At 73.5% G+C, this 7,221-nt stretch carries 5 protein-coding genes and 1 pseudogene; 2 read left to right on the top strand and 4 right to left on the bottom strand.

The annotated features are described in order from the left end of the window. Positions 1 to 281 precede the first annotated feature (281 nt). The 4 genes from VR45_RS38315 to VR45_RS38300 all read right to left on the bottom strand — a co-directional run bounded on the left by VR45_RS38315 (position 282) and on the right by VR45_RS38300 (position 4,798). Positions 282 to 1,634: a GH1 family beta-glucosidase gene (locus VR45_RS38315; protein ID WP_045944574.1), complete on the bottom strand. Its 1,353-nt coding sequence runs from the start codon at positions 1,632 to 1,634 to the stop codon at positions 282 to 284. Between the two features lie 71 nt (positions 1,635 to 1,705). After that, positions 1,706 to 2,548, bottom strand: coding sequence for a carbohydrate ABC transporter permease (locus tag VR45_RS38310; protein ID WP_045944573.1), 843 nt, complete (start codon positions 2,546 to 2,548; stop codon positions 1,706 to 1,708). Further along, positions 2,545 to 3,483: a sugar ABC transporter permease gene (locus tag VR45_RS38305; RefSeq protein WP_045944572.1), complete on the bottom strand. Its 939-nt coding sequence runs from the start codon at positions 3,481 to 3,483 to the stop codon at positions 2,545 to 2,547. The genes VR45_RS38310 and VR45_RS38305 overlap by 4 nt, the downstream gene beginning before the upstream one ends. A gap of 1 nt (position 3,484) precedes the next feature. Continuing rightward, a complete protein-coding gene (locus VR45_RS38300; protein WP_045944571.1) occupies positions 3,485 to 4,798 on the bottom strand; it encodes a sugar ABC transporter substrate-binding protein in 1,314 nt (437 codons plus the stop codon). A 125-nt stretch (positions 4,799 to 4,923) separates the two neighbouring features. On the opposite strand from VR45_RS38300, the gene VR45_RS38295 reads away from it, so the two are divergent. Beyond that, positions 4,924 to 6,285, top strand: a complete 1,362-nt coding sequence (locus VR45_RS38295) for an ROK family transcriptional regulator (RefSeq protein ID WP_045944570.1) — start codon at positions 4,924 to 4,926, stop codon at positions 6,283 to 6,285. Positions 6,286 to 6,804: 519 nt separating this feature from the next. Next, positions 6,805 to 7,221 (top strand): annotated as a pseudogene (locus VR45_RS49630) (discoidin domain-containing protein); the annotation flags it as partial.

Here is a 7,221-nt window from a genome sequence, read left to right as displayed (position 1 = left end):
GGGCGGGGGCGGCGGTGGCCGTGCCGGAGGCGAAGGTGGCGAAGCCGATCGCGGCAACGGCCGCGAGGGCCGCCGCTCTGGTGCGGAGACTGGTCATGGTGGGGTTCGGGATCCTTCCGGACGTGCGGGGCGGCCCGGTGGGGCCGCCGTTCTGACGGCGCGTCAGTCCGTTCCTGTGCGCCGGGCGCCCAGGTTATGGCCGCCGGAACGGCGGGTGGCGGCAGATCGACCGGCAGCTTCCCGGCACCCCCGGTGCCCCACGTGCCCCCGGTGGTGCCCTGTCAGCGCCCCCGGTGCGCCGCGATCAGCCGCGCGTAGTGGTGGCCGCTGGACTTGATGGTGCGGCGCTGGGTCGGGTAGTCGACGTGCACGAGCCCGAAGCGCTTGGCGTACCCGTACGCCCACTCGAAGTTGTCGAGCAGCGACCAGGCGAAGTACCCGGCCAGCGGCGCGCCCCGGTCGACGGCGCGGGCACAGGCGGCGAGGTGGTCGGCCAGGAAGGCGGTCCGCTCCGGGTCGTGGACGCTGCCGTCGGCGGCCACGGAGTCGGCGTACGCCGAGCCGTTCTCGGTGACGTAGATCCGCTCGGCGTCGTACTCCTCGGTGAGCCGGAGCAGCAGCTGCTCCAGACCGGGCGCGTGGACCTCCCAGGGCATCGCGGTGTGTTCCGGGTTGGGGCCGGGCAGTTGGCGGATGTACGGGGCCGGTCCGGTGGGGTCGTCGGCGACGATCTGGCGGAAGTAGTAGTTGAGGCCCAGCCAGTCGAGCGGCGCGGCGATGAGGTCGAGATCCCCGGCCCGCTCCGGCAGGTCGACGCCGTAGACCCGTCGCATGTCCTCGGGGTAACCCCGGCCGTGGATCGGGTCGAGCCACCAGCGGTTGACATGGCCGTCGGCGCGGACGGCGGCGGCGAGGTCGGCCGGCGAACCGGTGGCCGGTTCGATCGGGCTCAGGTTGTTGACGATGCCGATCCGGGCGTCCCGGACGTTCTCGCGCAGCACCTGGACGGCCAGGCCGTGGGCGAGATGCAGGTGGTAGGAGGCGTGGACGGCGGCGGTGAGGTCGGTCAGGCCGGGGGCCATCGCGCCGTCGAGGTGGCCGATCCAGGCCGAGCAGAGCGGTTCGTTGAGCGTCGCCCAGTCGGTGACCCGGTCGCCCAGCCGGGCGGCGACCGCGGCGGTGTACTCGGCGAAGCGCTCGGCGGTGTCCCGCGCGGGCCAGCCGCCGCGGTCCTGCTGGGCCTGCGGGAGGTCCCAGTGGTAGAGGGTCGGGAACGGGCGGATCCCGGCCGCCAGCAGGCCGTCCACCAGCCGGTCGTAGAAGTCCAGGCCGGCCTGGTTGACCCGGTCGTCGGCGAGCGGCACCACGCGTGGCCAGGCGATCGAGAACCGGTAGGCGCCGAGGCCGAGCCGGCCCATCAGCGCGACGTCCTCGGGCCAGCGGTGGTAGTGGTCGCAGGCGGTGTCGCCGGTGTCGCCGCCGGCCACCCGGCCGGGGGTGTGCGCGAAGGTGTCCCAGATCGAGGGGGCGCGCCCGTCGGCGTCCGCCGCGCCCTCGATCTGGTAGGCGGCGGTGGCGGCGCCCCAGAGGAAGTCGTCGGGCAGCGCGTCCAGGGGGGTGCCGGGGTCGGTCATGGCGGGCCTTTCGGGGCGGTGGGGCGGGCGGTGGAGGAGGTGGCGGCGGGCGTCGGAGTGCGGTGCGCGGGTCATTTGACGGCCCCGGCGGTGAGTCCGGCGACCAGGTAGCGCTGGAGCAGCAGGAAGCCGGCCACCACCGGGACGCTGACCACCAGCGAGGCGGCCATCACCTGGTTCCAGTAGACGTCGTTGAGGGTGGCGTAGCCCTGGAGGCCGACGGCCAGGGTGCGGGTCTCCTCGTTGGTGAGCACCGAGGCGAAGAGCACCTCGCCCCAGGCCGTCATGAAGGCGTACACCGCGACCGCGACGATGCCGGGCACCGCCGCCGGGACGATGATCCGCACCAGGGCCCGGACCGGCCCGCAGCCGTCGACCAGCGCGGCCTCGTCCAGGTCGCGCGGAATGGAGTCGAAGTAGCCGACCAGCATCCAGATCGAGAACGGCAGCGAGAAGGTCAGGTAGGTGAGGATCAGACCGCCGCGGCTGCCGTACAGGGCGACCCCGGTGGCGTTGCCGACGTTGACGAGGAGCAGGAAGAGCGGGAGCAGGAACAGGATGCCGGGGAACATCTGGGTGGACAGCACCGTCACCGTGAAGATGCGCCGGCCGCGGAAACGGTAGCGGCTGACCGCGTACGCCGCGACGATCGCGACCAGGACCGAGCAGATCGTCGAACCTCCGGCCACGATCAGGGAGTTGACCAGGTAGCGGCCGAGCGGCACGGTGCGCCAGATGTCCGCGTAGGGGCGCAGGGTCACGGTGCTGGGGATCCAGCGGAACGGTCCCTGGACGTCCTGGAGCGGCTTCAGCGAGCTGCCGAGCATCACCAGGACCGGGACGAGCGTGAAGACGGTGAGCGCGGCGAGCAGGACGCGGCGCAGCCACCGGAACGAGGCGGGCGGGTCGATCACGCGGTGGCGTCCTTCCGGCGCGAGGTGAGCAGCAGGTAGCCGGACGTCACCAGCAGCAGGAACAGCAGCAGCAGAACGGACATCGCCGAACCGGCGCCGAAGTTCCAGGTGACGAAGGAGGATTGGTAGATGTGCACGGAGATCAGGTCGGCCGCGGCGGGGGCCGAGCGGCCGAACAGCAGGTAGGGGGTGTTGAAGTCGTTGAAGGTCCAGAGGAAGAGCACCAGCACCAGGACCTGGTTGACCGGCCGCAGCGAGGGCAGGGTGATCCGGCGGATCTGCTGCCAGACGCCGGCGCCGTCCAGCGCGGCCGCCTCGTAGAGCTCGCGCGGGATGTTCTGCAGCCCGGCGGTGAGGGTCAGGAAGGCGAACGGCCAGCTGCGCCAGACCGAGACGGTGACCAGCGCGGCGAAGCTGTTGTCGCCGAGCAGCCAGAACGGCTTGTCGTCGACCAGGTGGAGCTGGTCGTGCAGCACGTGGTTGATCAGGCCGGTGTCCCGCTGGAACATGAACGACCAGGTGATGACCGCCGCGTAGACCGGCAGTGCGTAGGGCAGCAGGAACACGGCGCGCAGCAGGCCGCGGCCGCGGAAGGCGTCCTGCATCAGCACGGCGGCGGTGGTGCCGATCAGCCAGGCGAGGCCGACGGCGAGCACGGTGAAGGCGCAGGTGACCCAGAAGGAGTGCAGCAGGGCCCGGCCGACCGGGGCGTCGAAGTCCACCGCGGTGCGGAAGTTGGCGAGTCCGGCCCAGGGAGCGGCGGTCCAGTCGCGGATGAAGAACTGGGTGAGCCGCTTGAAGCTCATCACGGTGCCGAGCACCATCGGCACCAGGTGGACGGCGAGTTCGAGCAGCAGGGCGGGTATCAGCAGCAGATAGGGGAGGGCGGTGGTTCCGGCGCGTCGGCGCAGTCGGTCGATTCGGCCTCGGATCACGTCAGTTGGCCGGCATCTGCTGCTGGGCCCGGGTGAGTTCGGAGCGGACGCCGTCCTCGGTGACGGCCTTGCCGGCGGCGGCCGAGGCGAGCAGGTTCTTCACCGCGGTGCCGACCAGGGTCTCGAACTGGCTCTCGGCGGGCACCTGGGGCAGCGGGCGGGCGCTCTGGCCCAGGACGGCGGCCAGGGTGCCGAGTTCGGGGGTGGCGAAGGCGGGGTCGCGCTGGGCGTCGACGACCGGGGGGATGGTGCCGTAGGCCTTGTTGAGCACGGTCTGCTCCTCGGTGCCGGTCATGAAGGCCACGAACTTCAGTGCCCCTTCGGTGTTCCTGGTGGCGCGGAAGACGGCGAGGTTGATCCCGGCGACCATCGAGGTGGTGGCGCGTTCGCCGCTGGCTCCGGCCGGAATCGGGACGGGGGCGACGCCGTAGTCCTCGGCGGCCATGCCGTGGGACTTGAGGTTGGCCCCGGCGGCCTGCCACAGCAGCATGGCGGCCTTGCCGGTGGCGAAGTCGGTGACGGACTGGTTGTTGGCGTACTCGGCGTTGCCCGCGGCGGCGATCCGCTCGGTGCCGAGCAGGTCGACGTACTGCTTGACCGCGGCGACGGCGCCCGGGCTGTCGAAGGCGGGGCGGCCGGAGGGGTCGAAGAAGTCGGCGCCGTGCTGCTTGGCGAGGGTGAAGGCGTGGTGGACGTTCTCGCTGATGTTGCCGCCCTCGACGGCGAGGCCGTAGCGGCCGCCGGTGGTGAGCTTCTTCCCGTCGGCGACCAGTTCCTCCCAGGTGGCCGGCGCGCGGTCGATCCCGGCCTCGGCGAAGAGCTTCTTGTTCCAGTACAGGCCGTAGGCCATCGAGTAGAGCGGGACGGCGGCCGGGTCCTGGCCGGCGGCGCCGGCCGAGGCGAGGGCGGCGGGCAGGAACCGCTCCTTGCCGCCGGTCTTCGCGAGGGTGGCGGCGTCGAAGGGCCGCAGGGCGCCGGTGGCCTGGAGCGAGGCGGACCAGGTGTTGCCGATGTTGAGCACGTCGGGGCCCTGGCCGGAGCCGGCGGCGGCGAGGATCCGGTTGAGCAGGTCCGACCAGGGGATGACCTCCAGTTTCACCTTGATGCCGGTCTGCTGCTCGAACTTCCGCAGCTCGGGTTCCAGCACCTGGCGGTCGTTCTCCAGGCTGGTGCCCTGGTTGGAGGCCCAGTAGGTGAGCGTGCCGGGGCTGCTGTCGCTCCCGCCGCCGGGTGCGGAGCCCCCGCCGCAGGCGGTGGCGGTGAGGACGAGCGCGGCGGCCAGCGCGCTGGCGGCGGCGGCGCGGACGATGGGCATGGAGGGATCCCCTCTCGGGTGAAGTCCGGTGCTGCGATACTTAATTCGAGGCGTGATTTAACGTGTGAGAAAAGCTTCCGTCAAGGGTTCGGACAGCGATAGATTCGGGGCAGGAGGGAGATCCCATGACCGCGCGAGGCAAGAAGACGGTGCGTGACCTGCGCAGAGGCAGCCGGTCCACGCTGCTGCGGCGGCTGTACTTCGACGGGCCGCTCAGCCGCCAGGAGCTCGGCTCGATCACCGGGCTGAGCGCCGGCTCGATCAGCAATGTAACCGGCGAGCTGCTCGCCGACGGCCTGATCGAGGAGTGCGGCTCGGTGGAGTCGGACGGCGGGCGGCCCCGGATCCTGCTCCGGGTCGCCGCCGGCCGGGCCCACCTGGTCGGTGTGGACGTCGGCGAGACCCAGGTCCGGGTCGCGCTGTTCGATCTGGCCAGGACAGAACTGGCCGCCAGTGACCGGCCGTTGGACGACCGGGGCCACGACTCGGGCCATGTGGCGGAGCTGATCCTGGCCGGGCTGGCCGAGGTGCTGGAGCGCACCGGGACCGACCCGGCGACGGTGCTCGGCGTGGGCGTCGGCGTGCCCGGCATCGTCGAGCAGGGGATTGTCGAGCAGGGGGTCGTCGGACGGGGGCTCGTCGCGCGGGGAGGCGGCGCGTCCGGCGTCGGGTCGGACGCCGGGGGCGGTGCGGGTGCCGTGGTGCACGGCCAGACCGTCGGCTGGGACGCGGTCCCGCTCGGCCGGATGCTGCGGGCCGGCACCGATCTGCCGCTGTTCGTCGACAACGGCGCGAAGACCCTCGGCCAGGCGGAGATGTGGTTCGGCGCCGGGCGCGGCGCCCGGCACGCGGTGGTCGCCCTGTTCGGCTCCGGCGTCGGCGCCTGCGTGATCGCCGACGGTGCCCGCTTCCGGGGCGCCACCAGCAGCGCGGGCGAGTGGGGCCACACCAAGGTGCACGTCGGCGGACGGCGCTGCCGGTGCGGCGCGCGCGGCTGCCTGGAGGCGTACGTCGGGGCCGAGGCGCTGGTCGCGCGGTGGGGCGCGGCACCGCCCGGCGGCGGGGAGAAAGCGGGGCTGGCGGCCCTGCTGGCGGCCGCCGGGGCGGGCGATCCGGCCGCGGTCGCCCTGCTCGACGAGGCCGCCGAGTACCTCGGTGCGGCCATCGCCGACCTGGTCAACCTGTTCAACCCGGAGCGGATCGTGATCGGCGGCTGGGCCGGACTGCTGCTCGGCCCCCGGCTGCTGCCCGGGATCCGCGCGGCCGCCACCGAGTACGCTCTGCGCTTCCCGCGCGAGCAGACCGAGATCGTGCTGGGCACGCTCGGTCCGGCGGCGGTCACGGTGGGCGCGGCGACCCTGCCGCTCTCCGACTTCCTGGACTCCGGCGGGGAGTTCCCGCGCCGGGCGGACACCGCGGCGACGGGTGCCGCGGTGACGGGCTCCGGGGTGACGGGTGCTGCGGCACCGGCCGGGCTGTGGGCCTGAGCTGGGATTCTTCGGTAATTCCTTGTCCTGCAAGCAAGTTCACGCCGTGAGGAAAGTCGCCGCGAGGGGTTGACACCCCGGATCGACTGCCCCGAGACTCCCGGTCGGGGGCGCTCCCCGGGCCCGGACCCCGGGCCGGCGGCGCTCCGTCACGCACCAGGTGACCGCCCGCCGCGGCGGGTCCGTGCGCGCACCGGCCGAACCCCGAGCCGGCCGGTGCGCGGACCCGTCGAGCCGTCCCGTCGTTCCCCACCGCCCGGCGCCCAACGGCGTACCGGGCACGGGCCGCGGTGTGCGCCTCCGCCTTCACCCACCCCCACCGCAGGAGCAGCCCATGAGGCTCACTTCAGCACGCCCGCGTCGCGGGGGGCCGGCCGCCAGGCTCGGTCTCGCCCTGCTCGCGGCCACCACCCTCGCCCTGCCGGGACCGGCCGCCCTCGCGGCCCCCGCCACCGGCGCGTCCAGCGCCGCCGCCCCCGCAGCCCCGCAGCCGCCGCCCCTGCCGCCGCCGACTGCGGTGCCGCGGACGCCGCGCGGGGCCGCCCGGCCAGCGCCTCCTCCACCGAGAACGCGGGCCTGTCCGCCGCCAACGCCGTCGACGGCGACCCCGGCACCCGCTGGTCCTCCGCCTTCGCCGACCCGCAGTGGCTGCAGGTCGACCTCGGCTCGGTGCGGCAGCTGTGCCGGGTCGAACTCGCCTGGGAGGCGGCGTACGGCCGCGCCTACCAGATCCAGTCCTCCGACGACGGCGTCACCTGGCGGACCCTCTACGCCACCGCGAACGGCACCGGCGGCACCGAGACCCTCGCCGTCTCCGGCAGCGGCCGCTACGTCCGGCTCAACGGCCTGGCCCGGGGCACCGCCTGGGGCTACTCGCTCTGGGAGCTGCGGGTCGCCGCCTCCGACGGCCCGACCGTGCCGCCGGTGCAGGGCGGC

It is taken from the genome of Streptomyces sp. NRRL S-495 (assembly GCF_000966955.1).
Lineage (GTDB): Bacteria > Actinomycetota > Actinomycetes > Streptomycetales > Streptomycetaceae > Kitasatospora > Kitasatospora purpeofusca.
Note: the sequence above shows the minus strand (reverse complement) of the source record. Positions and strands in the feature narration are given on the sequence as shown.

Coding starts and splice junctions, on each gene's coding strand:
- VR45_RS38315 (WP_045944574.1), bottom strand. CDS start 1,634: ATGACCGACCCCGGCACCCCCCTGGACGCGCTGCCCGACGACTTCCTC.
- VR45_RS38300 (WP_045944571.1), bottom strand. CDS start 4,798: ATGCCCATCGTCCGCGCCGCCGCCGCCAGCGCGCTGGCCGCCGCGCTC.
- VR45_RS38295 (WP_045944570.1), top strand. CDS start 4,924: ATGACCGCGCGAGGCAAGAAGACGGTGCGTGACCTGCGCAGAGGCAGC.